Here is a 25,885-nt window from a genome sequence, read left to right as displayed (position 1 = left end):
TTGTCGCACGGGCTGGGCATGAAGGTGGTGGCCGAGGGGGCCGTGAACTGCCGGCCGAACTGGACGTGCTCGGCGGGCTCGATTGCGACCTGGTGCAGGGCTTCGTCTTCTCCCCGCCCGTCGCCGCCGACCAGGCGCCGTTGGTGGCCGCCAGCATCGAGCGCGAGGCGTGCCGGATACAGCCGAAGCGGGTTAGCCTCTAGGCTAAACGCGCCGGAGCGCGAACAGCCAGCCGCGGCCGAACAGCGTGAGGATCAGCAAGGCATAGACGAAGATGCCCACCGCAATCAGCAGCAGCAGGATCAGCTCGTCGCGAAGGATCTGCATCGGCGCGAACCACACATAGGCGAAATGCCAGGTCAGCCACAGCGCAAGCGCGAGCAGCAGGCCGCACAGCGCGAAGGTGCCGAACGAGCGGATCAGCGCGCGATCGAGCACGAGATAACCGCGGCGGATCGCGAACATCAAAACGAGCAGCAGATTGACCCAGGCCCCGATCGCGGTCGCGAGCGCGAGGCCGACCTGCGCCAGCGTGCCGACCAGCGCGATCTTCAGCGCGACGTTGACCGCGACCCCGGTCAGCGCCGCCTTCACCGGCGTTGCGGTATCCTTGCGGGCATAGAAGGTCGCGACCGCGCTGCGGATCATCACGAACGGGATCAGCCCGACCGCATAGGCCGCGAGCGTGGCGCCGGCGCTTGCGGCATCGGCCTTCGAGAACGCGCCGCGAGCGAACATCGCGCGCATGATCGGATCGGCGACGGTCAGGAACGCCGCCACGAACGGCACCGAGAACAGCAGCGTGAAATCGAAGGCGCGGCGCTGCGCGGCCATGGCGCCGGCGTGGTCATCGGCGGAAAGCCGCCGCGACATCTCCGGCAGCAGCACGGTGCCGATCGCGATCCCGATCACGCCGATCGGCAATTGGTTGAGGCGGTCGGCATAATACAGCGCCGACAGCGCGCCGGCCGGCAGGAAGGTCGCGATGATGGTGTCGGCGAACAGCGCAACCTGCGTTCCCATCGAGCCCAGCGTCGCCGGGCCCAGTGCGCGGAAGAAGGCGCGGACGTCCTCGTCGAGCCTCAAGGGCGCGAAGCGCGGCAGCCCGCCATGGCGCGCGAGGTCGCCGGCGAGCAGGAAGTACTGAAGGAAGCCCGAGATCAGCACACCCCAGGCCGCGGCATGGCCGGCGCTCGGAAAGAACGCCGCCAGCGCCAGCGTCATCATCATGGCGAGGTTGAGGAAGATCGGCGCCGCGGCCGCGCTGGCGAAGCGATGCATCACGTTGAGCATGCCGCCATAGAGCGTCACCATCGTGATCAGCAGCAGATAGGGAAAGGTGATCCGCGTCAGCTCGATCGCGAGCTTGCGCTGCGCCGCATCGTCGGTGAAGCCCGGCGCGAGGATGCTCATGGCCTGCGGCATGAACGCCATCGCCACCACCAGCAGGATCACCTGCGAGGCGAACAGCAGTGTGAAGATGCGGTCGGCGAACAGCCGCGCCGAGGCTTCGCCGCGCTCGCCATGGACATGGGCATAGGCCGGCACGAACGCGGCGTTGAACGCGCCTTCGGCAAAGATCGCGCGGAAATGATTGGGCAGCCGCAGCGCCACGAAGAAGGCGTCAGCGACCGGCCCAGCACCGAGGATCGCCGCGAGCATGATGTCGCGTGCAAATCCGGTCACCCGCGATAGCAGGGTATAGCCGCCGACGGTGAAGATGCGCCCAAGCATCCGCTGCTTCTAGCGCATCATCACCCTAGGTCAAAATGACGTATCAGGCCGAAAGTGCGCTGCGCACAGCCGCGATGACGCGGTCCTGCGTCGCCTCGTCGAGATAGGGGTGCATCGGCAGGGCGATGACGTCCTTGGACAGGCGTTCGCTGACCGGCAGGCCGCCGTCGGCAACCGGGAAGTGGCTGTAGGCCGTCTGCTGGTGGACCGACTTCGGATAGTAGATCATGGTCGGGACGCCCTGCGCCTTCAAGGCGCCCGCGAAGGCATCGCGGTCGATGCCGTTGGACAGACGGATGGTGTATTGCGCCCACACCGAGGTGCAGCCCGGAGCAAGCCGCGGCACCGCGACGAGGTTGCCGAGTGCACGCGTATAGCGTTCCGCCACCTTGTTGCGCGCCGCGATCTCGTCGTCGAAGATCTTCAGCTTCTCGAGCAGGATCGCCGCCTGCATGGTGTCGAGCCGCGCGGTGAGGCCGAGCCGGACGTTGTCGTACTTGTCCGAGCCCTGGCCGTGCACGCGGATGCTGCGCAGCGTGCGTGCGAGCTCCTCGTCGTCGGTGAAGATCGCGCCGCCGTCGCCGAAGCAGCCGAGCGGCTTTGCCGGGAAGAAGCTGGTGCCGGTCGCGAGCCCGAAAGTGCCGAGCTTGCGGTTCTTGTAGGTGGCGCCAAAGCCCTGCGCGGCGTCATCGAGCACGAACAGGCCCTCGGCCTCTGCGACCGCGGCGATCGCGTCATGATCGGCGCTCTGGCCGAACAGATCGACCGGGATCACGGCAACCGGCTTCAACCCGCGCGCCCGCGCCGTCGCGATGCCGCGCTTGAGCGAGCTGACGTCGATGTTGAAGGTCTCTTCGTCGACATCGACGAACACCGGCGTCGCACCGGTCAGCGTCACGACCTCGCCGGTCGCGCAGAAGGTGAAGGTCGGGCACAGCACCGCGTCGCCCGGCCCGACATTCTTCGCCATCAACACCATCAGCAGCGCGTCGGTGCCGCTGGCGCAGCTCACCACGTGCTTGGCGCCGCTATAGTCCGCCAGTGCCTTCTCCAGCGCGGTCACTTCCGGCCCGTTGATGAACTGGCAATGATCAAGCACGCGCGCGACCGCGTCATCGATCGACTTGCCGAGCCGCCGGCGCTGCGCGGAGATGTCGATGAAGGGAATGGGCTCAAGCTGCAGATGCTGGTTCATGGAGGCTCTTTGCAAATGTTGAATGATTGACGGTCAGCCGGCGATGCGGCGCGGCCCCTTGCGCATCGTCGAGGCCGCAGGCCGCGCGGGCGATTCCAGGCAGCGGATCGCGATCTCGAGGCTCGCCACGCCCTCGTCGCCGGACACCGCCGGCACCTTGCCGCTGCGCACGGCATCGAGGAAGGCGATCAGCTCGGCGCGCAACGGCTCGTCGTGACCGACCGGCAGATGACGCATCGAATAGCTGCCGTCCGGCTTGAAGCCGAAACATTCGGTGACCTGGCGCGTCAGCAGGTCGCCCATCACATATTTGCCGCGCGTCGCCACCGTCACGTTGCGCGCCTTGAACGGCGTCAGCCAGTTGGTGTTGATGTGGGCGAGCACGCCGGAGGCCGTGCGGAATTGCAGCAGCGCGATGTCCTCGCGCTCGGCGACCGCGCTCGAGAGCTGCGGCTGCACCTCGACGATGTCGGACTCGGTGAACCAGCGGATCAGGTCGATGTCGTGCACGGCGAGATCGATCACGACGCCGACATTGGACATCCGCGGCGGGAACGGGCCGACCCGGGTGATGCCGATCGACAGGATGTCCTCGCCCGAGATCGCCTGCTTGATCGCGGCGACCGCCGGATTGAAACGCTCGACATGGCCGACCATCAGCGTCACGCCGGCCTTCTCGGCGGCGGCGACGATCTCACGCCCCTCCTCGACCGTGGACGCGACCGGCTTCTCGACCATGATATGGATGTTGCGCGCGATGCCGGCGAGCGCGATCTCGTGATGCAGATGGGTGGGTGCTGCGATCGTCACCGCATCGACGCCCTCGGCGAGCAGTTGATCGAGGCTTTCGAACGCACGGCAACCGACCATGTCGATGGCGCGCGTGCGGTGTTCGGGCAGCGGATCGACGATGCCGACCAGCATGACGCCGGGCAGTCCGGCCAGCACGCGGGCATGGTTGCTGCCCATCACGCCGGCGCCGATCACGCCGACGCGCAATACGCGGCCGATATCGGCCTTCGCGCCGGCTGCGGACACTTTTGCATTCATATCGTAGACCCCAAGTGACGTTCTGGCGGTTGTCCCGGGCTTCTCGCAGAGCCACCCCCGGCTCCGGCGGAATCAGGGCCCCTCTTCCCGATCTGCGCCTCCGGCGCAAATCACCCCGCTTCGTTGGCAGCCGCTATAGCACGGCGCCCCAAATGTGGCGAATGCCAACAACGAAATCCGGACACGTTTTGATTCAAAGAGTTACATCGTCCCGCGACTCATGGACGGCACGGGAACCGGCTCGCCTCAGGTGCGCTGATAGTCGTCCTCGATGCGGATGATGTCGTCCTCGCCGAGATAGCTGCCGGTCTGCACCTCGATCAGCTCGAGCTGAATCTTGCCGGGGTTCTCCAGCCGATGCACCGCGCCGATCGGGATGTAGATCGATTCGTTCTCATGCACCGTCTTGATTAGCTCGTTGACGGTGACCTGCGCGGTGCCGCGCACCACGATCCAGTGCTCGGAGCGGTGATGGTGCTTTTGCAGGGAGAGCCGCCCGCCCGGCCGGACGATGATGCGCTTGACCTGGTGGCGGTCGCCATTGTCGACCGACTGATAGGAGCCCCAGGGACGATGCACCTTGATGTGGTTCTCGGTCACCTCGGGCGCCGCGACCTTCAGCTTTGCGACCAGCCGCTTCAGCCCGTTGGCGTCCTTCTGGCGCGACACCAGCACGGCGTCCTGGGTCGCGACCACGACAAGATCGTCGACGCCTTCGAGCGCGACCAGCGCCCGGTCGGTCGTGACGTTGCAGTTGCGGGAGTCCTCGAACACGGCGGTGCCGCGCGCGGCATTGCCCAGGCTGTCCTTGTCGGACAGCTCCCAGACCTGGCGCCACGAGCCGATGTCGGACCAGCCGCACGCCACCGGCACCACCGCAGCATGCGATGTCTTCTCCATCACGGCATAGTCGATCGAGATCGCCTTTGCCGCACCGAAGGCCTGCGCATCAAGCTTGACGAAGCCGAGATCGCGCGCCGCCGATGCAACCGACAGCTCCACCGAGGCAACGCTGTCGGCATCGACATTGCGATACTCGTCGAGCAGCACGCCGGCGCGGAACATGAAGTTGCCGCTGTTCCAGAGATAGCCCGCATCGATATAGTCCGCCGCAGTCGCGGCATCCGGCTTCTCGACGAATTTCGCCACCGCGCGCACCTCGCCGGCGACCACCTCGCCCGGGCTGATGTAGCCGTATTCGGTGGCGGGCCGTTCCGGCTTGACGCCGAACGTCACGATGCGGCCGGCTTCCGCGGCAACCAGTCCGCCGCGGCACGCGGCGACAAAGGCCTGAGTATCCCGCACCAGATGGTCGGCGGCGAGCGCCAGCACGATCGCCTCGCCGTCACGGCTCTGCGCGAACACCGCACCGGCCGCAATGGCTGGGCCTGAGTCCCGGCGCATCGGCTCCAGCAGCACATCGGCCTCGCGGCCGACCTCGGCCAGTTGCTCCAGCACCATGAAGCGATAGGCCTCGTTGGTGATCACGATCGGCCGCTCGAACACGCTGGCGTCCGAGACCCGCAGCAGCGTCTCCTGGAAGGTCGAACGGGCCCCAAACAGCGACAGGAACTGCTTCGGATGCACCTCGCGCGACGCCGGCCACAGCCGGGTGCCCGCGCCACCGCACATGATCAGGGGAATAATTCGTCGATCCATCGATGCCTCAAGTCCTGTCGTGTCCGTGGACGACACACTAACATTGCGCCCGGGCGGCCGCAGCGGACAGCCGTGTTACCTCGAAAGCACGATCCGAGGAGCATAGCGTGCGCCCCCGCACGTCTGGTCGGATTTTACCTGTAATGGTAAACCCCGGCGGAGTGCCGTCCCTCCCGCTTCGGGCCTCTTTAGCCGCCCCGTCGAGCGGGCCGCAATAGGGGTCAGTACGGGTATTGCCAGATCGGTGCGAAAACCATACCAAGGCGACGAATTTGGGCGCGCGAAAGCGTTTTGCGCAGTTTTTGAAACATTCTGAAAACCTGGCAGCGCGAACGGAAATGCGCCGAATCCTGCTTTCGACCGTCAAGATCCTGATCTCGGCTGCGCTGCTCTATTTCTCGCTGCGCAAGGTCAATCTGTATGACCTCGCCTCGCGCATCCAGGTCGAGAGCCTGAGCTGGCTCGGCCTCGCGATCGCGGTCACGTTCCTGCAGATCTTTCTCGGCGTGCTGCGCTGGCGGGAGATCGGCGTGGAGTGCGGCGCGCCGCTGGAGACGTCCCAGGCGATGCGCTTCAACGTGATCGGCACCTTCTTCAACCAGACACTGCCGTCCTCGATCGGCGGCGACGCGGTGCGGCTTTGGCTCGTCGCGCGCGCCGGCGCAGGCTGGCGCGCCGCCACCTATTCGATCTTCGTCGATCGCGCGGTCGGATTGATCGCGCTTGCCGTCGTGATCGCCGCGACCCTGCCCTGGAGCTATCGGCTGATTTCCGATCCCCACGGCTGGACGGCGTTGCTGCTGCTGGACCTCGCCGGACTGGCTGCCGGATTTGGCTTCCTGTTGATCGGCGTGTTGCCGTGGCCCTGGCTGGCGCGGTGGTGGGCGACGCATCACATCCATGCCTGCGCTGTGATCGCGAACCGGGTGCTGTTCAGCCGTGCGCATGGATTGAAGGTGGCAACCCTCTCAATTGCCATTCACGTGGTGACGGTCGTGATCGCCTGGTGTGTGGTGAAGTCGATCGCGGCCCCCGTCACCTTCGGAGAGATCTTCCAGCTGCTGCCACCGGTGATGCTGATCACGATGATGCCGATCTCGATCGCAGGCTGGGGCGTGCGCGAGGCCACGATGGCGCTGGCCTTCGGCTATGCCGGATTGATCGCCAATGAGGGCGTCAACGTCTCGCTGTTGTTCGGCGCGGTGACGTTCGTGGTCGGAGTGTTCGGCGGCCTGGTATGGATCCTGAGCCCGGAAAAGGCCGCCAAGGGCGCCGCACCGATCGAAGTCCCGGGATCGCAATAGCGAGTCCCGGGATCACAATAACCGGACCAGAATGAGCGCTTTCGAAATCCTCCTGTCGTTGATCGCAGCGGCTCTCGCCGCAGCGGTCTCGGCCGTCCTGATCCAGGCGACGCGGCCACTGCTGCTGCGTGTGGCGCTCGCGAAACCGAATGCGCGCTCGTCGCACCGCATTCCGACCCCGCAGGGCGCCGGCATCGCGGTCACCGCAGCCACGCTGCTCGCGGGCGGCATCGTCATCGCCCTCACCGGATCGCCGGACCTGACTATACCATTCACGGTGTTCGCGGCCTGCCTGTTCATCGCGGTGGTGGGTTTTGTCGACGACATCCGCTCGCTGCCCGTCGTGCCGCGGCTGTTGCTGCAGGCGGCCGCCGTTGCGGCCGTGGTGTTCTCGGCGCCTGATGATCTCAGGCTCGTTCCGGCCTGCCCGATCTGGCTCGAACGCGGCCTGCTGCTGATCGCAGGCCTCTGGTTCGTGAACCTTGTCAACTTCATGGACGGGCTCGACCTGATGACGGCGGCCGAGGCCGTGCCGATCACGGTGGCGGTCGCCCTGCTCGGCAGTTTTGGCCATGTCGGCGCCGCACCCGCGCTGATCGCGGCGGCGCTGTGCGGCGCGCTGCTCGGCTTCGCGCCGTTCAACCGGCCGGTCGCAAAGATATTCCTTGGCGATGTCGGCAGCCTGCCGATCGGCTTGCTGCTCGGCTGGTGCCTGCTCGAGCTTGCCCTGCACCAGCAATTCGCCGCCGCGCTGCTGCTGCCGCTGTACTATCTGACGGATGCGACGGTCACGCTGTTCCGCCGCATGGCGCGGCGCGAGCCATTCTGGGCCGCGCATCGCTCGCACTTCTATCAGCGCGCGACCGACAACGGATTCACGGTATGGCGCGTCGTCGGCGAGGTCTTTGCGCTCAACCTCGTGCTGGCGCTGCTCGCATTCGCCTCGGTCGGCCTCAATTCCCTCAGCGCGGACATCGCCCTGCTGCTGGCCGGCGGGCTCGCCGTCGGCTGGCAGCTGCGCCGGTTCTCGCGGCCGCTCTAGCATGATCCGGAAAAGTGGAGACCGGTTTTCCCTCGCGACAAACGCGAAGCGTTTGCGCGGAGATCATGCTCAAACAGGGAGATTGGATCAGATATCGGTCCGGCTCAGCGCGCGCCGCAGCCCCTCGTCGAGGCTGATCGGCTGCTGCCATCCGGTGCTCGCGACCTTGGAGAGATCGAGTTCGAGCGAGGCGAACAGGCTGTCATAGGCTTCCTTGCGGCCGCTGATCCCGAGCAGCACCTTCAACAGCGGCTGCGGTAGCCAGAACAGGCGCGGCGAGGTTTGCGCCGCGCGGGCAAGGCGCTCGACGAACTCCCGCGTCGAGACCTGCTCGCGGTCAGCCACCAGGAACACCTCGAAATCATGTCCCGGTTGCAACAACCGATGCAGGATGAACGACGCCAGGTTTTCCGCCGACAGGAACGCGCGGCGATTCTTCACATAAGCGAGCGGAAGCGGCATGCGATTCATCACCGCGCGCTTGAGCAGGTCGAAATTTCCCTTCGCGCCGGCGCCGTAGATCAGCGGCGGCCTGATCACGGTGACTCGCATGCCGCTGCCCGGCACGATTTCCTTCAAACCGACCTCGGCGGCCGCCTTCGAGTTTCCGTAGAGACCGCGCGGCGTCAGCACATCGTCCTCGCGATACGGCGGACGCCCGTAATTGCTGCGCCCATGCACCAGGATCGTGCTGACGAAAATGAAATCCCGCACGCCGGCAGCGGCCGCCGAACGCGCCAGATGCAGCGTGCCCTCGATGTTGACGTTGCGGTAGAGCTCGATCGCCTGTTCGTCGGACTGCTGGTGAACGCGGGCCGCAAGATGAACCACGGCGTCGACGCCATCGAGCGCGGCGCGCCAATCGGTGGCCGGGCTGAGCGAGCCGATCGCCACGTCGTTTGCATCCTGCGGCGGGGTCCGCACCGCGCGCCGCACCAGCCAGCCGTTGCGCGCCAGCACCGGCACCACATGGCGACCGACGAAGCCGCTCGCGCCCGTCACCAGAACCGTCCGCCGACCATCCTTCATGCCGTCCGCTCCGCATCGCGATTGGAGAGCAGCTCCCGAACCAGCGCAGCATAGCTCGCCAGCGCCCGCTCGGGGCTGAAAGTCCGAGCGGTCGCGACGGCGCGCTCGGCCATCGCGGTGTCCTGCGATCGCGACGCCAGCCTGACGGCATCGGCGAGTTGATCGGCCCGCTCGGGGGTCACGACCCAGCCCAGCCGGTTTTCGCTGACGGTGAGCGCCGCCTCCGCCTCGGGCTCGGAGACGAGGATGACAGGCCGTCCCGCCGCAAGCAAATTGTAGAACCGGCTCGGGACCGACACCCCGGCGACGTTCTTGCGATAGGGAATGAGCCAGACGTCCGCGCTGGAGAGCAGCGCATCCAGCTCGCCGTCGGCGACGCGGTCGACCAGCGTGACGTTGGCGAGTTGCGACGCGGCCTGAAGGTCCTTCAGACGCGCGAAGCCCATGCCCCAGCCCGAGAGCAGGAAATGGATGTCGGTCTCATCCTGCAGCAGCCGCGCGGCCTCGAACACGATGTCCGGATCGTGGGTGAAGCCGAGATTGCCGGACAGGCCGACGACGAAGCGGGCGGCGATGGCCTTGCGAAACGGATTGTCGGGACTGACGGGACGGTTGCCCGGGGTGAGCGTGGCCCAGTTCGGAATGAACCTGATCTTCTCAGGTGTCATGCCGCCATACCGCAGCAACAGTTTTTCGGCGTCGCGGCCGATCACGATGACCGCGTTCAAGGCACGGAACATCAGCGCGTTGATCGCGCGCATCGCCCGTGCCACCAGCGAGGTCGGCCGCAGCAGCCCGGCCATCACCAGCACGTCGGGAAACAGGTCGTGCAGGATCAGCGCCGACCGCGCCCCCTTCAACCTTGCCGCGGCGGCAACTGCATAGGGCAGCGCGAAGGGTGCGGTCACGGTCAGCGCCACGTCGCCGCGCTGCAGCCGCGACAGCAGCGCAAAGAAGATCCGGCCGGTGAACAGCGCCTCGGCCAATGCGCGCTTGATCAGCGCGGCCTTGCCCGGCAGCCAGTTCCTGATCTCGACGACGACGGGCCGCCCGGGCGCGGACGCCTGCGCCGAGCCCGGCATGCCGGAGACGACCATCACCTCGGCCTCCTGCGCGATCCGCTCGGCGATCGCGGCCATGATCGCGGCGGTCGTGCTGTGGTCCGGCGGATAGTGCTGGCTGACGACGACGACTTTTCGAGAACTGGGCATCAATGGCTTTCGAAACGGTCTTGCCTCATCGTGCGCAGGACGGCGCGGTCAGGCGGCATTCGATCCGAACTCGGGCACGGCATCCTGAAGCACGGCGTGGATGGTGACGCGGTCATCTCTCGCGATCGCATCCTCCAGCGCCGCGAGCCACTTGCGCAGCGTCGCCATCGGGGGCTGGTTCGGCTTCGCCGCCATCACGCCGGCGACGCCGATCTCGAGCGTCGGCTCCTGGCTTGCGAACAGGATCTCGTTCAGCCGCTCGCCGGGACGGATGCCGCTGAACACGATCTCGACATCGACGCCGGGCTGCAGGCCCGACAGCCGGATCATCCGCTCGGCGAGATCGACGATCTTCACCGGCTGTCCCATGTTCAGCACATAGACCGAGACGTCAGGCCGCGCCGGCGTCACCGCGTGCGTGGCCGCAGTGATCACGAGATCGCAGGCCTCGCGGATCGTCATGAAGTAGCGAACCATGTCCGGATGGGTGACCGTGATCGGTCCGCCGGCCTCGATCTGCGCCTTGAACTTCGGCACCACCGACCCGTTGGACGCCAGCACGTTGCCGAACCGCACCGAGATCAACCGCATGTGCGACTTGCCCTTGGCCTCGGTCATCAGGTCATGGTCCAGCGCCTGACAATACATCTCGGCAAAACGCTTGGTCAGGCCCAGCATCGACACCGGCTCGATCGCCTTGTCGGTCGAGATCATCACCATCGCGCTGGCGCCCGCCGCGCGCGCGGCGTCGGCCACGTTGACCGAGCCGAAGATGTTGGTCTTGACCCCCTCGCTCCAGTCGCGCTCCAGGATCGGCACATGCTTGAGCGCCGCGGCATGGAACACGATGTCGGGCTTGAACTCGCTCATCAGGCGCGTGATGCGCTCGCGATCCCTGATATCGGCGATCCGGCCCTCGATCGCGGCGCCGGTGTCGCGCGCGGACAGTGCCTCGGTGACCGCATAGAGCGCCGGCTCGGAGTTCTCCACGACCAAGAGGCGCGCCGCGCCGAAGGTCGCGACCCGGTCGCAGATTTCCGCGCCGATCGAGCCGCCGCCGCCGGTCACGATCACCGACTTGCCCCGCACCAGCGCCTCGAGCCGCGCGTAGTCGATCTTCTGGCTCGGCCGCAGCAGCAGGTCCTCGACCGCGACATTGGTGAGCCGCGGCGCATCGCCGCCTTCCAGCGACGGCAGGCGGCTGACCATCAGTCCGAGCCGCTTGGCGCGCATCAGCACGCTCTCCGGATGCGCCTCCGGCTCGAACGCCGAGGGCATCATGACCACGCGCTTGATCGGCCGCTGGCGGGTCTCGAAGTCGCGAATCACGGCCTCGATGTCATCGACGCCGCCGACTACTGGAATGTTGCGGATCATCTGGCCGCGATCCGCGTTCGACGGCGAGAGCACGCCGACCGGCCAGAGCCGCTTGATGGCGCCGTTCTCGATGCCGCGCAGCACGACTTCCGCGTCGGCGGTGCGTCCGACCAGCAGCGCAGACGCGGCGTTGTCGGACCGGGCATGCAGGCGCGTGCGCGAATAGCGGAAATAACGATAGCCGATGCGCAACGCGCTCAGCGCGAACACTTCCAGGAAGAAGAACAGGATGATGGTGACGCGGCCGAGGAACACCGGACTCTGCGAACTCGATCCCGTGAAGAAGTAGACATAGTCCAGCACGACCAGTGCCAGCGTCAGCACCGCCGCGACCCGCAGGATATTCACCGCGTCGGGCAGCGAGGTGAAGCGCCATTTCGCCGTGGTCAGGTTGGAGAAATAGCTGACCGCAACGCTGAAAAGCACGAACCAGGGCAGAATGCGCAGCAGGTGCGGCAGCCGGTCGGTAAGGAGGCTGCCCTCGAAACGCAGATAAAAGCTCGCCAGCAACGCAAACGTCGTCGCCAGCGCGTCATGCGCCATAATCAGGAAGTTGCGCAGGGTGAATTGTGAAAGACGCGTCATCTAACAGACGGGTTGCCGGCAGCTGGGAGTTCGCGATGGGACATTGGCAGGCTGATAGCGTATCTGCACAGCCCTTGCCAGCGATCATGGACCGACGGGAGGTTCGGGTTCCATATCAGTCCCCAATCGCCCCTTCAACGCCATGCCGCCGGCAACCCCGACGCCCAGCACATACATCCAGCCTTCGTGAAAGTCGAAGATGTGTGAATTAAACAACGAAGTAAAAATATTCTGCACCACAACGAGGAGTCCGATCCAATTGGCGAGACCGTCGCCGCGAAACAGCAAGAGATGCAACAGCCACATGGCGTAAAGTATGCCGACGCCCAGAATGCCCCACTGCACGGCGACGTTCAACGTTTGATTGTGAGGATTGCCGATCACCCCGCCGCTAGCCTGGGTCTCACCGCCGACCGCGACACGCTCGAACAGGCCGCGCGTCGAGCCGGTGCCGTGGCCGACGAGCGGGGCCTCGGCAAAGAACCCGAGCGACTTGCGCCAGAATTCCAGCCGCAAACCCATCGACGTCGGCTCGTTGCGCTCCATGTAGAGCTTGTAGTCACGCTGGAATGACTCGGCCGTCCAGCGCAATTGCGGCGACGCATACCACGCCACCACGGACAACGCGACGGTCGCGCAAGCGATCAGGATGATGCTGCGCCAGCGCAGATGGAGCAGCGCAAACACGGCGAACATGATCGGAACCGTCACCATCGCGGTCCGCGACACCACCACCAGCGCCATGTTGGCGAACAGGCTGAGCGCAATCGCGATCAGCAGCACGGCCGGCAGGACCCGTTTTTCCCGCAACAGCATGACGACCGGATAGGAGAGCCCGACCGCGCACAGCGTGAATTCCTGGCTCTGGTTGATGTAGTTCTTGACGAAGACTCCCTGCTCCCCAGGACCAGGCGCCCTCAATGCGAGGCCGGGATAGGCGAACACCAGCCAGGACATCACCATCAACAGCGTGCAGGACACGACGAAGGCCACGAACACCCAGCTCCCGCGCGTCGAGCGCTGGAAATGATAGAGCAGCACCGGAAGCACCAGCAGCTTGGCCGTCGGCCCGACCGCGTAGAATCGCGCGCCCCATGCGGCGTCCGACCAGAGCGTGCCGACCAGCGCGAGGCAGAACAGCGCGATCGGCGCCACGCAGATCGGCCGCTTCAGCAGCGTCCAGAACGCCCTCAGGTCGACCGTCGGCACAATCGCGATCAGCAGCACCACGCCGAAGATGCCGACCAGCGAGGTCGACCACGGCAGCGACAGCGCGATCAGCACCGCGACCACATCGGTCGTGGTGTGCCAGCGCGCCGGATCGCGCCAGGCTGGGCACGCCGCGGCGCCTGCCTGAGATGCCACGCTCGCGCTCACGCCTTGCCCTCACGGGCCCGGGCAACCAGCGACGTGGTGCTGTGGCCGGGCAGGATTTCGACCAGCACAACCTCGCCGCCGGCGGCTTCGACGATCTCGTGGCCGACCACCTGCTCGCGGGTGTAGTCGCCACCCTTGACCAGCACGGTCGGCCGCACCTTCGTGATCAGATTGATGGGCGTGTCCTCCTCGAAGATCGCGACAAGGTCGACGGCTTCCAGCGCCGCCAGCACCTCGGCGCGGGCGCGCTCGTTCTGCACAGGACGCCCCTCGCCTTTCAGCCGCCGCACCGAGGCGTCGCTGTTCAGCCCTACGACCAAGCGGTCGCAGGTGCTGCGCGCGGCGGTCAGCACCTTGACGTGGCCGGGATGCAGGATGTCGAAACAGCCGTTGGTGAAGCCGATGCGCAGATCCTGTTTGCGCCATTCCTCGAGATGCGCATCGATATCGCCGCCGGCCGGCACGATCTTGTCCTCGGCCGCGAGCGAGGCGTGCGGCAGGATCCGTCGCCGCAATTCGGCGGACCTGACGATCGCGGTCCCGGTCTTGCCGACCGCGACCGCCGCCGCGGCACTGGCGATCCGCAGCGCGCCGTCCCAGTCGGCACCACCCGCCAGCGCCAGCGCCAGCGCCGCCGCAACGGTATCGCCGGCCCCGGAGACATCGCGCACCTTGACCGGCAGCGCCGGCACATGGATCGAGCCGCCGTCCCGCGTCACCAGCGTCATGCCGCGCTCGCCCTGCGTCACCAGCATCGCCTCGCAATCCGCGAGATACATCGCATCGGGCGCGGCCTGGGCGATGCTGTCCTGGCTGTCGGCGCGGCTGCGGGTCGCCTCGGCAAATTCCTTCCGGTTCGGCGTCAGCACGGTGGCGCCGCGATAGATCGCGAGATTGGCGCTCTTGGGATCGACGATGACGCGCTTTTTCGCCTGGCGCGCGGCGTCGATCACGTTGCGGATCACGCGCGCGGTGAGCACGCCTTTGGCGTAGTCGGACAGCAGCACGATGTCGGCACGCGCAAGATGCGGCAGGATCGCATCGATCAGCTGCTGCTCGATGGCGGGCGCCGCCGGCGCGGCGAGCTCCCAATCGGAGCGCAGCATGTGGGTCGAGAATTGTTCGGAAACAAAGCGTACCTTGCGCGTGGTCGGCCGTGCGGCGTCGCGCACCAGCACGGTCTCGATGCCGGCCTCCTTCGCCAGCGCCTCGCTCAACGCGGTGCCGGCGGCATCCTCGCCGATCAGGCCGACAAAGATGCAGCGCCCGCCGAGCGCGGCGATATTGCGCGCGACGTTGCCGGCGCCGCCGATATTGGTCTCGCTGCGCCTGACCGCGATCACCGGCGCCGGCGCCTCCGGCGAGATTCGCGACACTTCGCCGTACACGAACTCGTCGAGCATGAGGTCGCCGACGCAGAGCACGGTCTGACCGGACATCGCACGCGAGATCGCTTCAAAATCGAACATCTGTCACACTGATCCGCTTAGCGATAGCGATCTGGGCGGTCGAGAAAGCCCTTCACATAGGCCCCGACCGCGTCTTCCAACCGAGTAAAGCCGCCATTGTATCCGGCGCGCCCGAGACGATCGACAACGCTCTGGGTGAAGTACTGGTAACTGCCGCGGATCTGCTCCGGCATATCGACATACTGGATGTTCGGCGGCAGGGCGAGCGCGCCATAGGCCGAGACGATCAGGTCCTTGAAGCTGCGCGCCTTGCCGGTGCCGACATTGAACAGCCCGGAGACCCGCGGCGTCGCGATCAGCCACATCATCACCCGCACGACGTCGTCGACATAGATGAAGTCGCGGCGTTGATCGCCATCGGCGATGCCCTCGCGATGCGACTTGAACAGCTGCACGACGCGGCCTGCCCTGATGTCGTCGAAGCGACGCGCCAGCACGCTCATCATCGCGCCCTTGTGATATTCGTTCGGGCCGAACACGTTGAAGAATTTCAGCCCGGCCCATTGCGGCGGCAGCCGTTCGCCCTTCGCCACGCGCTCGGCGACCGCAAGGTCGAACAGCTGCTTGCTCCAGCCGTACAGGTTCATCGGCCGCAGCCGCTTCAGCGCCTCGACCGACCCGTCGTCGTCGAACCCCCGTTCGCCGTCGCCATAGGTCGCGGCCGAGGAGGCATAGATGAACGGCGTGGCATTGGCGGTGCACCAGTCGAGTAGCCGCATCGAGAGCCGGAAATTGGTCTCGATCACCAGATCGCCGTCGGTCGCCGTGGTCTCCGAGATGGCGCCGAGATGGATGACAGCGTCCAGCTGCCGTCCCTTCAGCCAGTCGCCGAGCTCGGCCGGGGGAACGACGTCGGCAAGCTGACGCTTGGCCAGGTTCCGCCACTTGCCGTCGTGCCCGAGGATATCGCAGACCGCGACGTCGCTGCGCCCGGCGTCGTTCAACGCGGCCACGACGTTCGACCCGATAAAACCAGCACCCCCGGTTACCAGAAACATGATGAAATCCCGCCAGATTCCTTTGGGCCGCCAGCTTTGCCCCACTCCGGCGCCACAGGCAACGACGGCTTTACCTCTAATCGCGAACCAGTTACCGACTTGGCCGCGTCCGACCCCGGTCCTGGCCCCTTTAGAAATGAATATTGATTCAATATCTGATATCGAAACACAGGATACGGAGGATAGCAGACCTATCCTGATCGTACCCTATGTTTGGATTGGGGATTTCGTGCGCGGCCACACCGTGGTCCGGGTTCTCCGCAAGCGCTGGCCCAATCGGCCGGTCGATCTGCTGACGTCAAGCCTGTGCGCGCCTTTGGTCAATTATATGCCGGGTGTCCGCGCCGGGCTCGTCTACGACCTGCCGCGCAGCCGGCTGGCCTTGGGCAAGCAGCGGGAACTCGCTGCCGAGCTTCGCTCCCGGAACTACGCCACCGCGCTGGTGATGCCGCGCACCTGGAAGTCGGCCATCGCGCCGGCGCTGGCCGGGATCCCGGAGCGGGTCGGCTTCTTTGGCGAGGCGCGATTCGGCCTGATCAATGCCATGCGCTGGGGCGAAAGGAAGCTGCCGCGCTTCATCGACAAGAACGCCGTGCTGGCGCTGCCCGACGGCGCCCCCCGCCCGGGCGAATGGCCGGTGCCGCAGCTCCGGGTTCCCGCCGACGAGATCGGGCGCTGGCGGCAGGCCAACGGCCTCGGCACTGGCCCCGCCGTGGCACTCGGGCCCGGCTCGGTCGGTGCGTCCAAGCGCTGGACCTATTATCCGGAAGCCGCGCGCCTGTTCGCCGAGCGTGGCTTCGACGTCTGGGTGGTCGGCGGCCCCGGCGAGAAGGCGCTGGCGCAGGAGATCGCCGCCGCCGCCGGCGCACGGGTCCGCGATCTCACCGGCACCGATTTGCGCAACGGTGTGCTGGCGATGGCCGCGGCCAATGTCGCCATCGCCAACGACTCCGGGCTGATGCACATCGCGGCCGCAATCGGCACGCCGACCATGGGCATCTTCGGCCCTACCGACCCCTATCTCTGGGCCCCGCTCAATCCCCTCGCCGCAACGGTGCGGCAGACCAGGAGCAAGCTCGCGTGCCAGCCGTGTCAGCGCACGGTCTGCACCATGAACGACCATCGCTGCATGCGCGACATCGCAGCCGAAGAGGTCGTCGATATCGCGCAACGCGTGCTGGCTCAGATCAACGTGCGATAGACCGCCGCAATTGCGCGCGCTTCCGCATCGAGGCTGAACTTATCCACAACTCGTTGGCGGGCCCGCGCCCCCATCGCCGCTGCCGACGCCGGATCGCGCATCAGCGGCTCGAGCGCGGCCACCAGCGCGTCGGCGTCGCCGGTCGGCGTCAGCACGCCGGTCGTGCCATTCTCGACGACGAACTCGGCAGCGCCCGCCCGCGCCGCGACCAGCGCCGCGCCTGCCGACATCGCCTCGATCAGGGTCAAACCAAAGCCTTCGTTGCGCGAGGTGAAGGCGTAGATCGTCAGCCGCTGGTACCAGCGCACGACATCCTCGATCGGCAGTTCACCTGTGATGATGATGCGCGATTGCAGGCCGGCCGCCCCGATGCGCCGCTTCAGCTCGCTGGCAAAGATCTGCTGCTCCGGCACCACGGCGCCGACGATGACGGCGGTGAAATCGGGATAGCGCGGCAGCAGCCTGCACATCGCCTCGACGAACACGTCGCTGCCCTTCTGCGCGCGCACCCGCCCGAAACAGCCGATCGCATAGCGCCCCGGCAATCCGCTCTCGGCGAAGGCCGCCGCACGATCGGCCGGCGGAGCGTAGCTGATGGTATCGACGCCATGCATCACCACGGTGGCCTCGCGCTTCAGATACGACGCCGATAGCGGACTGGTCGCGATGATCGCATCCATGTTGCGGATCAGCCAGCGCGTCAGCCAGGTGTGATGACGTTGCGCGGCCGACGTGAACAGCAGTTTGAGCGGCCAGCCGAGCGCACGCAGCACGAGTCCCGCGATCATCTCGTCATTGCGCCGCGCATGCCAGATCAATGGCGACGCGCGCCGCCACAACCGCATCAGATCGGCAAATCCCATAGCGTCGATGCCGTCGGGCCGATGCGAGCCGAGCCATGCCGCGCGAAACATTTTGGCAAGCTTCGGCGCGACCATGCGGTTGGTCGCGGTGACACCGGAATAGCGCCGGTGCAGATTGGGCACGATGAGCTCGAGCTCGGGCGCAGGTGTGTTCTCGATCGGCACGCAAGTCTCCGTTTCGCGCCAGTTCCTATACGCAACATTAAGCATAGTGGCCAGATCGGCCCGCTCGAAACCCCCTCTTCACCGCGCTCCCGCTAGCATCGCCGGCCAAAGATATCGGGAGAGCTCTATCCATGACTGTGCTCGTGACCGGCGGCGCCGGCTATATCGGAAGTCACATGGTTCATGCACTGGTCGATGCCGGCGAGAGCGTCGTCGTGATCGACAATCTCTCCACCGGCTTCTCCGCGTTCCTGCCCGACGGCGTGCCGCTGTTCATCGGCGATGCCGGCGACGAGAACCTCGTCGAGGGCGTGATCGCACAGCACAGCATCGACAGCATCACCCATTTCGCAGGCTCCGTGGTGGTGCCGGACTCGATGCGCGATCCGCTCGGCTACTATCGCAACAACACCATGACGACGCGCAGCCTGCTCAATGCCGCGGTGAAGGGCGGCGTCAACCGCTTCATCTTCTCCTCGACCGCGGCCGTCTACGGCAATCCGGACCAGGTGCCGGTGCCGGAGATCGCGCCGACCCGTCCGCTGTCGCCCTACGGCTCCTCGAAGCTGATGACCGAGATCATGCTGCAAGATGTCGCCTCTGCCCATGGCATGAGCTACGTCGTGCTGCGCTACTTCAACGTCGCCGGCGCCGACCCGAAGGGACGCGTCGGCCTCGCCACCGTCGGCGCCACCCATCTGCTCAAGATCGCGGTCGAGGCCGCGACCGGCCAGCGCGCCAAGATCGACGTGTTCGGCACCGACTATCCGACGCCGGACGGCAGCTGCGTGCGCGACTTCATCCATGTGAGCGACCTCGTCGAAGCGCATCGCTCGGCACTGTCCTATCTGCGCGCCGGCGGGCAATCGGTGACGTTGAACTGCGGTTATGGCCGCGGCTATTCCGTGCTCGAGACGATCGAGACGGTGCGCCGGGTCTCGATGCGCAATTTCGCCGTCGCCTATGCCGCACGCCGGCCCGGCGACATCATGACCATGGTGGCCGACACCACGAGGATCAGCTCAGCTCTCGACTGGACGCCGCGCTACGATGATCTCGAGACCATCGCAACCCATGCGCTGGCCTGGGAGGAGAAGCTGTTCCGGGAGCGCGGCGGCCCCGCGCGACAGGCAGAATCGGCCTAAAAATCAAGCCGTTATCAAGCCGTTATTGGGCTTGAAAAAGCCCCGCCAAGCGGGCAATGAGGTCCCGCAACCTGACGGCCGGCACGGCCCGCCGTCAATGGACCGCGGATGGCTCAGTTTCCAAAGAAAATTACCGACGATCCCTACGGCGCGGCGGTCCTGATTCGCCGCCTGGTCATGGAACAGGGGATTACCTACTGGCGGCGCTATCTGACGGCGTTCGCCCTGATGGCCGTTGCGGCGGGCTCGACGGCGGGCGCCACCTACGTGCTCGGACAGGTGATCAACCAGGCCTATGTCGACAAGAACATTCCCGGCATCGCGATGTTCGCCGGGATCACTGTGGTGCTGCTGTTCATCAAAGGCGTGGCGACCTATGGCCACATGGTGATCCTGACGAAGATCAGCAACGCCATCCTGGCGCAGAACCAGCGGCAATTATTCGCCAAGCTGATGAGCGAGAGCATCGGCTTCTTCTCGCAGCGGCACTCGTCGGAATTCCTGGCGCGGCTGACCGCCGGCGCCAAGTCGATCACCGACGTGCTCAACATGCTGGTCAATGCGATCGGCCGCGACTTCCTGATGCTGATCAGCATGCTCGCCGTGATGGTCTGGCAGGACCCGCTGATGTCGTTCATCGGGCTCGTGGCGGTGCCGCCGGCGATGCTGATGCTGCGCAGGCTGGTGAAGCGGATCAAGGGCCTCGCCTACAACCAGTTCACCGGCACCGCCGACATCATGGAGACGATGCAGGAATCGCTGCAGGGCATCCGCACCGTGAAGGCGTTCACGCTGGAAGACACCATGCAGCAGCGGATCGACGAGAACATCGCGATCGTCGAGCGCAACGCCAACAAGATGGCGCGGGTCGCCAACCGCTCCAACCCGTTGATGGAGATGCTCGGCGGCTTCGCGGTCGCCGGCTGCCTGATGTACGGCGGCTATAGCGTGGTGGCGCTCGGTTCCACGCCGGGCCAGTTCTTCACATTCCTGACCGCCTTCCTGATGGCGACCGAGCCGGCCAAGCGGCTGGCGCGGCTCAACATCGACCTCAACAGCCAGTTGGTCGGCGCGCGGATGCTGCTCGAGGTCGTCGACAGCCCGGCAAGCGAGCAGACCGACGACGACAAGCCGGCGCTGAAACTCTCCGACGCGCGGATCGAGCTGCGCGACGTGAGCTTCGCTTATCGCCCCGGCGAGCCGGTGCTGAACCGCATGAGCTTCATGGCCGAGCCCGGCAAGGTCACCGCGCTGGTCGGCCCCTCCGGCGGCGGCAAGTCGACGGTGCTCGCGCTGCTGCTGCGCTTCTACGAGACGCCAGCGGGCGAGATCCTGATCGACGGACAGTCGATCTCGTCGGTGTCGCGCAGATCGCTGCGCCGGCAGACCGCCTATGTCGGCCAGGACGTCTATCTGTTCCGCGACACCATCCGCGCCAACATCGCCTTCGGCAAGCCTGACGCCAGCGAGGCCGAGATCATCGACGCCGCCAGGGCCGCCTGCGCGCACGACTTCATCATGAGCTTCCCGCTCGGCTATGACACGCCGGTCGGCGAGCACGGCACCCAGCTCTCCGGCGGCCAGCGCCAGCGCATCGCAGTCGCCCGCGCGCTGATCAAGAACGCGCCGATCATCCTGCTCGACGAGGCCACCGCCGCGCTCGATTCGGAGTCCGAGAAGCAGGTGCAGGAAGCGATCGAGCATCTCTGCCAGGGCCGCACCACGATCGTGATCGCGCACCGCCTGCACACCATCATGCATGCCGATGCGATCCTGGTGGTCGAGGGCGGCGAGATCGTCGAGCGCGGACGCCATGACGATCTGCTGCGCCGCGGCGGCCGCTACGCCTCGTTCTTCCGGCTGCAGCACCGTCAGGACGCCTCCCCGGTGGCCCTGGCGCCGATCAGCGCCACCGGCTAAGCGGCTCATCCCTTCTCATCTCTTTCTCATCCCTTGGCGGCAAGGCCTGCGTGCAGCACGCGCAAAACATTACCGCCCATGACCTTGCGGATGTCGTCCTCGGAGAATCCGCTCGACATCAAGGCCTGGGTCACGGCGACGATCCCACTCGCATCGAATGCCGTGGTGGTCGAGCCGTCGAAATCCGAGCCGAGGCCGACATGGTCGATCCCGACGAGGCCGCGGACATGGGCGATCGCCCGCGCGACATCCTTCGGATCGAGCGAACAGACCGCCCCCTGCCAGTAGCCGATGCCGATCACGCCGCCGGTCCGCGCGACCGCCCTGACTTCATCGTCTGTGAGGTTGCGGTTGACCTTGCAGGTCGCCTGCACGCCGCCATGGCTTGAGACCACCGGGCGCGTCGCCATCGCCAGCACGTCGGCGACCGCGGCGTGGCTGGCATGGGCGAGGTCGACGACCATTCCGAGCGCCTCCATCCGCTGCACGACCTGGCGGCCGAGCGGCGTCAGTCCGCCCTTGGCCACGCCGTGCATGGAGCCCGCGACATCGTTGTCGAAGAAGTGGGCGAGACCGGCCATTCTGAACCCGGCGGCGTAGAGCACGTCGAGATTGCCGATGTTGCCCTCGATGTTCTGCAGGCCCTCGATCGACAGCATGCCGCCCACCGCCGTCACGCCGTTCTTGCGGTCGGCAAGCAGGCGATCGATGTCGGCCGGCGTCGTGATCAGGCGAAGCCGTCCGCCGGAGTTCTCGGCGAAGCTCCGCAATTTCTCGGCATGCCACAGCGAACGCTGCAGCAGCGAGAACCAGGTCCGCGGCGGTTGCAGATCGATGATGGCGAGATTGGTGATCGTATCGGTGTCGCCGCCGTTGGCGTCATAGTTCTGGCCCTTCGGCGACTTGGTGACCGACGAGAACACCTGGAGCGCGTAGTGCCCCTCGATCAGCCGCGGCAGGTCGATGTGGCCGCGATCGGATCGCGCGATCAGGTCGCGCTTCCACAGCAGGCTGTCCGCGTGCATGTCGGCGACGTCGAGCGTCGCCTGCAAGGCGCGGGCGGCGGGCGTGATCTCCAGCGCCACGCGCTGCACCTTGTTCTGTCCGCGGTCGATCCGTTCCGGGGTCACCGTGAAAAACCGGACGGCGGCGGCGACCAGAGCCATAGCGATCAGAGCAAGGCCGATTGAAAGCCATCTCCTCATGAACATCCCCTTGGGCCTCACCGCTCGCGCTCGCTCGTCGCGGGTGCGCTCAGCGGAAAGCTGGCCTCACATCTGCGCCTGGTGCAGCCGCAGCCCCTAGCCCCCAGCGCCGTAACCGCGTAAATACGGCCCGCGCTCCCTCCTTCAACCCTCCGGGACCCGTTCATGAACGCCGCCTCCACCGTCATTCCGCTTCCCCCGCAGCCCTCGCTTCCCGTCGTCGGCGAATCCGGCACCTATCCGGTCCGCCGCATCTGGTGCGTCGGCCGCAACTATCTCGAGCATATCAGGGAGATGGGCAATGACGAGCGTGCGCCGCCGTTCTTCTTCGGCAAGCATGCCGACATGCTGGTGCCCGATGGCGCGACGATCCCCTATCCGCCGCTGACCAAGGACCTGCATCACGAGGTCGAGCTGGTGGTGGCGATGAAGAGCGGCGGGCTGAACATTCCCGCCGACAAGGCGCTCGAGCATGTCTACGGCTACGCAGTCGGCATCGACCTGACCCGCCGCGACCTGCAGATCGCCTCGCGCAAGAAGGAGCGGCCCTGGGAGATCGGCAAGTCGTTCGACTATTCCGCGCCCTGCTCCGCGATCCAGCCGGCCGCGAAGATCGGCCACCCGACCGCAGGCAAGATCTGGCTCACCGTCAACGGCAAGGAAGCGCAGAAGGGCGACCTCACCGAGCTGATCTGGAACGTGCCGGAGATCATCTGGCAGCTCTCGCAGCAAGTGAAGCTCGCTGCCGGCGACATCATCATGACCGGCACGCCGGCCGGCGTCTCGCAGCTACAGCCCGGCGACAAGCTCGAATGCGGTGTCGACGGCGTCGGCACGCTCAAGGTGTCGATCGGCAAGCCGGAATAGGCAGACCGCACAAGAGATGATGCAAAGCCCCGGACCTCGCGGTCCGGGGCTTTTTGCTGGGCGCGCTCAGCGCATCGTGCCGGGCATGCAGGGCGGCTCGGTGAAGGGCGCGGTTGCGAACGATCCGACATTCGGCGCGCGCACGCAATCGGTGGACTTGCTGCCGACCGTTGTCGTCGCCTGAGCATGGGCGCGCCGCATCGCAGCATTGTTGCCGGCGGCGAACGCCTGAGCCGAGAACGCAGCTGCCGCAATCAACGCAAGCGTCGCGATGGTCAATTTGGTCATTGGGTTTCTCCGCACGATGGATGAAGCCGACCAAGTTCGGCTCCTGTGACCAATGACCGTGACAGTTCGAAGAATATTTCCTCCGGCCCGATCACCGAACCGCGAGCGCGTCATCACGTTCGGCGGAGCGAGGAATATCGGAATGACAAAACGCCTCCGTCTATCAGAGCCGCGCGCAACGCGGCGATGACTGTATGGAGGTTTTCATGATCGACTTCCGGCAACTTGGCCTCGCTGCAATTCTCTCCGCAGCCATGGCGACCGCTTCCTTCGCTGCGACGGTCGAGGCACCCGGCGCATACGCATCGAACGAAACCGCGACCAGGCCATGGTCGGCGCCGGTCGGCCATCGCCAGCCGCGCGCCGCCGACATTCCCGCCGCGACATCGGCGTCGCTGCAAACCCTCGATCAGGAGGACGCAATCGTCGACCGCAAGATCAAGGGCATTTGCCGCGGCTGCTAGCACACCGACGCCGCGGAACGCGACCGCCGTTCGCGATCAGGGCGTGCGGCGATACGGCACGTAGCGCGGGGTCCAGACCTTGGCGTGGATGCGCGCCTCGACCTGGTCGATCGGAATGTCCTTGGCGAGCCTTTCCTTGTGCGCCTGCAGCGCCACCGCGAGCGCAACCGTCAGCGACACGTCACGCAGCGCGCTGACCGGCGGCAGCAGATTGTGCTTCGGGTTGTTGCGGGCCGGCGAGACGCTGGCCAGCGCCTTCGCCGCGGCCATGAACATGCCGTCACTGACCCTGACAGCGCCGACTGCGAGCGCGCCGACGCCGACGCCGGGGAAGATGTAGGAGTTGTTGGTCTGGTCGACCTTGAAGCGGGCGCCGTCGCGGGTGATCGGCGGGAACGGGCTGCCGACACCGATCAGCGCCCGCCCCTCGGTCCACGCCTCGATATCGACCGGCGTCGCTTCCTCGCGCGAGGTCGGGTTGGACAGCGGGAAGATCACCGGACGCGCGTTGCACTCGGCCATCGCGCGGACGATCGGCTCGGAGAACGCGCCGGCCTGACCGGACACGCCGATCAGCACGGTCGGCCTGGCGTTGCGGACGACGTCGAGCAGCGCGATCTTGTCGGGATGGCTGAGCTTCCAGCCGGCGATCGCCTGCTTGTCCTGGACGAAGGGAAGCTGGAACGGCGCGAGCCCGCTCATGCCCTCGAGCAATAGCCCGTCGCGGTCGACCATGAAGAAGCGCTTCGCCGCCTCGCTCTCCGACAGGCCGGCGTCGACCATCGCGGCGCGGATCAGGCTGGCGATGCCGCAACCGGCCGAGCCCGCGCCGAGCACGGCGACGCGCTGCTCGGTCAGCGGCACGCCGGTGACGTTGATCACGGAGAGCAAGGCGCCGGTCGCCACCGCCGCGGTGCCCTGGATGTCGTCGTTGAAGGTGAGGAGCCGGTCGCGATAGCGCTCGAGCATGCGCGTCGCGTTGTTCTTGGCAAAATCTTCCCACTGCAACAGAACGCGCGGCCAGCGCTTGGTCACCGCAGAGACGAAGGCCTCGATGAAGTCGTCATACTCCTGGCCGCGGACGCGCTCGTTGCGCCAGCCGATATAGAGCGGATCGGCCAGGCAGTCGGGATTGTCGGTGCCGACGTCGAGCAAGATCGGCAGCGTCGTAGCCGGATGCAGCCCGCCGCAGCCGGTGTAGAGCGAGAGCTTGCCGATCGGGATACCCATGCCGCCGGCGCCCTGGTCGCCGAGCCCGAGGATGCGCTCGCCGTCGGTCACCACGATCGCCTCGACATGATCGAAGCGCGGCTGCGCCAGGATGCGGTCGATGCGGTGCTTGTGCGGGATCGAGAGGAACAGCCCGCGCGGCTTGCGGAACAGCCGGCTGAACTGCTGACAGCCGGCGCCGACGGTCGGCGTGTAGACGATCGGCAGCAGCTCTTCGAGGTTCTCGACCAGCAGCGCATAGAACAGCGTCTCGTTGGTGTCCTGCAATTCGCGCAGGAAAGCGTAGCGCTCGAGATCGTTCTCGAAGCCGCGCAGCGCCTGCAGCCGGCGCGAGACCTGTTCGTCCAATGTCGCAACATTGGGCGGCAGCAGGCCATGCAGGTCGAACGCCTCGCGCTCGGCCTCGGAGAACGCCGTGCCCTTGTTCAGCTGCGGATCGGCGAGCAGTTCATAGCCGCTCAGCGCAGTGGTCGCGAAAGCTCCTGACGTCTCGGACATGACAAGGGT

General features: G+C 66.3%; 21 protein-coding genes. 7 read left to right on the top strand and 14 right to left on the bottom strand.

The genetic code is table 11. The features are described from left to right. Window positions 1-204: 204 nt before the first annotated feature. The 4 genes from murJ to K359_RS0148510 form a co-directional block, all read right to left on the bottom strand. On the bottom strand, window positions 205-1,734 hold the full coding sequence (murJ, locus tag K359_RS0148525; protein WP_029085324.1) for a murein biosynthesis integral membrane protein MurJ: 1,530 nt from the start codon (window positions 1,732-1,734) through the stop codon (window positions 205-207). A 43-nt stretch (window positions 1,735-1,777) separates the two neighbouring features. Beyond that, complete coding sequence (locus tag K359_RS0148520; protein ID WP_029085323.1) at window positions 1,778-2,929, bottom strand: DegT/DnrJ/EryC1/StrS aminotransferase family protein; 1,152 nt, start codon at window positions 2,927-2,929, stop codon at window positions 1,778-1,780. 33 nt (window positions 2,930-2,962) lie between these two features. Continuing rightward, window positions 2,963-3,979 carry a Gfo/Idh/MocA family protein gene (locus K359_RS0148515; protein WP_029085322.1) on the bottom strand — a complete coding sequence of 339 codons (1,017 nt, stop codon included), beginning with the start codon at window positions 3,977-3,979 and terminating at the stop codon, window positions 2,963-2,965. A gap of 246 nt (window positions 3,980-4,225) precedes the next feature. Then, window positions 4,226-5,638, bottom strand: coding sequence for a mannose-1-phosphate guanylyltransferase/mannose-6-phosphate isomerase (locus K359_RS0148510; RefSeq protein ID WP_029085321.1), 1,413 nt, complete (start codon window positions 5,636-5,638; stop codon window positions 4,226-4,228). 338 nt (window positions 5,639-5,976) lie between these two features. Here K359_RS0148510 and K359_RS0148505 point away from each other — a divergent pair, with 338 nt between their 5' ends. Continuing rightward, window positions 5,977-6,942, top strand: a complete 966-nt coding sequence (locus K359_RS0148505) for a lysylphosphatidylglycerol synthase transmembrane domain-containing protein (RefSeq protein ID WP_029085320.1) — start codon at window positions 5,977-5,979, stop codon at window positions 6,940-6,942. Window positions 6,943-6,973: 31 nt separating this feature from the next. Beyond that, on the top strand, window positions 6,974-7,984 hold the full coding sequence (locus K359_RS0148500) for a glycosyltransferase family 4 protein (protein ID WP_029085319.1): 1,011 nt from the start codon (window positions 6,974-6,976) through the stop codon (window positions 7,982-7,984). Window positions 7,985-8,071: 87 nt separating this feature from the next. On the opposite strand, the gene K359_RS0148495 is transcribed toward K359_RS0148500, so the two are convergent. The 6 genes from K359_RS0148495 to rfaD all read right to left on the bottom strand — a co-directional run bounded on the left by K359_RS0148495 (window position 8,072) and on the right by rfaD (window position 16,030). Continuing rightward, window positions 8,072-9,013: an NAD-dependent epimerase/dehydratase family protein gene (locus K359_RS0148495; RefSeq protein WP_029085318.1), complete on the bottom strand. Its 942-nt coding sequence runs from the start codon at window positions 9,011-9,013 to the stop codon at window positions 8,072-8,074. Beyond that, window positions 9,010-10,224 carry a glycosyltransferase family 4 protein gene (locus K359_RS0148490; protein ID WP_029085317.1) on the bottom strand — a complete coding sequence of 405 codons (1,215 nt, stop codon included), beginning with the start codon at window positions 10,222-10,224 and terminating at the stop codon, window positions 9,010-9,012. Before K359_RS0148490 ends, K359_RS0148495 begins: the two co-directional genes overlap by 4 nt. Before the next feature lie 48 nt (window positions 10,225-10,272). Then, the gene (locus K359_RS0148485) at window positions 10,273-12,186 is read right to left on the bottom strand and encodes a nucleoside-diphosphate sugar epimerase/dehydratase (RefSeq protein WP_029085316.1); all 1,914 of its coding nucleotides are present in this window, start codon (window positions 12,184-12,186) and stop codon (window positions 10,273-10,275) included. 84 nt (window positions 12,187-12,270) lie between these two features. Then, window positions 12,271-13,551: an O-antigen ligase gene (locus tag K359_RS56780; RefSeq protein WP_035978658.1), complete on the bottom strand. Its 1,281-nt coding sequence runs from the start codon at window positions 13,549-13,551 to the stop codon at window positions 12,271-12,273. 8 nt (window positions 13,552-13,559) lie between these two features. Then, window positions 13,560-15,032 carry a D-glycero-beta-D-manno-heptose-7-phosphate kinase gene (rfaE1, locus tag K359_RS0148475; protein WP_029085315.1) on the bottom strand — a complete coding sequence of 491 codons (1,473 nt, stop codon included), beginning with the start codon at window positions 15,030-15,032 and terminating at the stop codon, window positions 13,560-13,562. Window positions 15,033-15,049: 17 nt separating this feature from the next. Further along, a complete protein-coding gene (gene rfaD / locus K359_RS0148470; protein WP_029085314.1) occupies window positions 15,050-16,030 on the bottom strand; it encodes an ADP-glyceromanno-heptose 6-epimerase in 981 nt (326 codons plus the stop codon). A 136-nt stretch (window positions 16,031-16,166) separates the two neighbouring features. Between rfaD and waaF the strand changes: the two genes are divergently transcribed. Continuing rightward, complete coding sequence (waaF, locus tag K359_RS0148465; protein ID WP_029085313.1) at window positions 16,167-17,231, top strand: lipopolysaccharide heptosyltransferase II; 1,065 nt, start codon at window positions 16,167-16,169, stop codon at window positions 17,229-17,231. Here waaF and K359_RS0148460 read toward each other — a convergent pair. Then, complete coding sequence (locus K359_RS0148460) at window positions 17,213-18,304, bottom strand: glycosyltransferase family 4 protein (protein ID WP_371261271.1); 1,092 nt, start codon at window positions 18,302-18,304, stop codon at window positions 17,213-17,215. The genes waaF and K359_RS0148460 overlap by 19 nt on opposite strands. An 86-nt stretch (window positions 18,305-18,390) precedes the next feature. On the opposite strand from K359_RS0148460, the gene galE reads away from it, so the two are divergent. Next, window positions 18,391-19,404, top strand: coding sequence for a UDP-glucose 4-epimerase GalE (gene galE, locus K359_RS0148455; protein WP_029085311.1), 1,014 nt, complete (start codon window positions 18,391-18,393; stop codon window positions 19,402-19,404). 108 nt (window positions 19,405-19,512) lie between these two features. Beyond that, the gene (locus K359_RS0148450; RefSeq protein WP_029085310.1) at window positions 19,513-21,324 is read left to right on the top strand and encodes an ABC transporter ATP-binding protein; all 1,812 of its coding nucleotides are present in this window, start codon (window positions 19,513-19,515) and stop codon (window positions 21,322-21,324) included. 26 nt (window positions 21,325-21,350) lie between these two features. On the opposite strand, the gene K359_RS0148445 is transcribed toward K359_RS0148450, so the two are convergent. Continuing rightward, entirely contained in the window at window positions 21,351-22,529 is a 1,179-nt protein-coding gene (locus K359_RS0148445; RefSeq protein WP_029085309.1) for a dipeptidase, read from the bottom strand. A gap of 165 nt (window positions 22,530-22,694) precedes the next feature. Here K359_RS0148445 and K359_RS0148440 point away from each other — a divergent pair, with 165 nt between their 5' ends. Then, window positions 22,695-23,396 carry a fumarylacetoacetate hydrolase family protein gene (locus K359_RS0148440; protein WP_029085308.1) on the top strand — a complete coding sequence of 234 codons (702 nt, stop codon included), beginning with the start codon at window positions 22,695-22,697 and terminating at the stop codon, window positions 23,394-23,396. A 66-nt stretch (window positions 23,397-23,462) separates the two neighbouring features. Here the strand turns inward: K359_RS0148440 and K359_RS0148435 are convergent, their stop codons facing one another. Further along, entirely contained in the window at window positions 23,463-23,684 is a 222-nt protein-coding gene (locus K359_RS0148435) for a hypothetical protein (RefSeq protein ID WP_029085307.1), read from the bottom strand. Between the two features lie 206 nt (window positions 23,685-23,890). On the opposite strand from K359_RS0148435, the gene K359_RS0148430 reads away from it, so the two are divergent. Then, a complete protein-coding gene (locus K359_RS0148430) occupies window positions 23,891-24,148 on the top strand; it encodes a hypothetical protein (protein ID WP_063619013.1) in 258 nt (85 codons plus the stop codon). A gap of 36 nt (window positions 24,149-24,184) precedes the next feature. On the opposite strand, the gene K359_RS0148425 is transcribed toward K359_RS0148430, so the two are convergent. Next, window positions 24,185-25,876 (bottom strand): NAD-dependent malic enzyme, encoded by a 1,692-nt coding sequence (locus tag K359_RS0148425; RefSeq protein ID WP_029085305.1) that lies wholly within the window; start codon window positions 25,874-25,876, stop codon window positions 24,185-24,187. Window positions 25,877-25,885 lie beyond the last annotated feature (9 nt).

This window comes from Bradyrhizobium sp. th-b2 (assembly GCF_000426785.1).
In the GTDB taxonomy this organism is placed as follows: Bacteria; Pseudomonadota; Alphaproteobacteria; order Rhizobiales; family Xanthobacteraceae; genus Bradyrhizobium; species Bradyrhizobium septentrionale.
The sequence above is the reverse complement of the archived record's forward strand: the minus strand, read 5'-3'. Positions and strand labels throughout refer to the sequence as shown.

Coding starts and splice junctions, on each gene's coding strand:
- galE (WP_029085311.1), top strand. CDS start 18,391: ATGACTGTGCTCGTGACCGGCGGCGCCGGCTATATCGGAAGTCACATG.
- K359_RS0148515 (WP_029085322.1), bottom strand. CDS start 3,979: ATGAATGCAAAAGTGTCCGCAGCCGGCGCGAAGGCCGATATCGGCCGC.
- K359_RS0148450 (WP_029085310.1), top strand. CDS start 19,513: ATGGCTCAGTTTCCAAAGAAAATTACCGACGATCCCTACGGCGCGGCG.
- K359_RS0148425 (WP_029085305.1), bottom strand. CDS start 25,876: ATGTCCGAGACGTCAGGAGCTTTCGCGACCACTGCGCTGAGCGGCTAT.
- rfaD (WP_029085314.1), bottom strand. CDS start 16,030: ATGTTTCTGGTAACCGGGGGTGCTGGTTTTATCGGGTCGAACGTCGTG.
- murJ (WP_029085324.1), bottom strand. CDS start 1,734: ATGCTTGGGCGCATCTTCACCGTCGGCGGCTATACCCTGCTATCGCGG.
- K359_RS0148485 (WP_029085316.1), bottom strand. CDS start 12,186: ATGACGCGTCTTTCACAATTCACCCTGCGCAACTTCCTGATTATGGCG.
- K359_RS0148430 (WP_063619013.1), top strand. CDS start 23,891: ATGATCGACTTCCGGCAACTTGGCCTCGCTGCAATTCTCTCCGCAGCC.
- K359_RS0148520 (WP_029085323.1), bottom strand. CDS start 2,929: ATGAACCAGCATCTGCAGCTTGAGCCCATTCCCTTCATCGACATCTCC.
- K359_RS0148510 (WP_029085321.1), bottom strand. CDS start 5,638: ATGGATCGACGAATTATTCCCCTGATCATGTGCGGTGGCGCGGGCACC.
- K359_RS0148440 (WP_029085308.1), top strand. CDS start 22,695: ATGAACGCCGCCTCCACCGTCATTCCGCTTCCCCCGCAGCCCTCGCTT.
- K359_RS0148460 (WP_371261271.1), bottom strand. CDS start 18,304: ATGCTTAATGTTGCGTATAGGAACTGGCGCGAAACGGAGACTTGCGTG.
- K359_RS0148490 (WP_029085317.1), bottom strand. CDS start 10,224: ATGCCCAGTTCTCGAAAAGTCGTCGTCGTCAGCCAGCACTATCCGCCG.
- K359_RS0148505 (WP_029085320.1), top strand. CDS start 5,977: ATGCGCCGAATCCTGCTTTCGACCGTCAAGATCCTGATCTCGGCTGCG.
- K359_RS0148495 (WP_029085318.1), bottom strand. CDS start 9,013: ATGAAGGATGGTCGGCGGACGGTTCTGGTGACGGGCGCGAGCGGCTTC.
- K359_RS0148435 (WP_029085307.1), bottom strand. CDS start 23,684: ATGACCAAATTGACCATCGCGACGCTTGCGTTGATTGCGGCAGCTGCG.
- K359_RS0148445 (WP_029085309.1), bottom strand. CDS start 22,529: ATGAGGAGATGGCTTTCAATCGGCCTTGCTCTGATCGCTATGGCTCTG.
- K359_RS0148500 (WP_029085319.1), top strand. CDS start 6,974: ATGAGCGCTTTCGAAATCCTCCTGTCGTTGATCGCAGCGGCTCTCGCC.
- rfaE1 (WP_029085315.1), bottom strand. CDS start 15,032: ATGTTCGATTTTGAAGCGATCTCGCGTGCGATGTCCGGTCAGACCGTG.
- waaF (WP_029085313.1), top strand. CDS start 16,167: ATGAATATTGATTCAATATCTGATATCGAAACACAGGATACGGAGGAT.